The organism is Xanthomarina maritima (assembly GCF_008084905.1).
Classification (GTDB): Bacteria; Bacteroidota; Bacteroidia; order Flavobacteriales; family Flavobacteriaceae; genus Xanthomarina; species Xanthomarina maritima.
Genome location: NZ_VSFC01000035.1, coordinates 1 through 273 on the forward strand (window position 1 = coordinate 1; position 273 = coordinate 273).

The following is a 273-nucleotide window of genomic DNA, read 5'->3' on the forward strand; positions in this document are numbered from 1 at the left end:
AGTCCACCAATATCCAAAGAAGAAATGGAAGAATTAAAGTCCGATTGTAAATTCATATACATAGATGCTTTAAATAAATATTCCAAACTGTTACCATACCTTTTGAGAATTAACGATTGTTTTTCTAAATCCGATAATAGGTTTTTAACTTTCTCGGATAAAAACGATCTGGATTTATATAATATTGAGCTTAAAGAGCTTTCAGATGTTTGTCAACGTATTTCAGAACGATTGGGTATTGAGTAAATACATCTTCTATTGTTACGTTTGGGT

General features: G+C 30.0%; 1 protein-coding gene. It reads left to right on the plus strand.

Features of this window, described 5'->3' with window-relative positions; all coding sequences use genetic code 11:
• Nucleotides 1–246, plus strand: a 246-nt coding sequence (locus tag FVF61_RS14165) for a hypothetical protein (RefSeq protein ID WP_158635197.1), incomplete at its 5' end; no start/stop codon positions are given.
• Between the last annotated feature and the right edge of the window lie 27 nt (nt 247–273).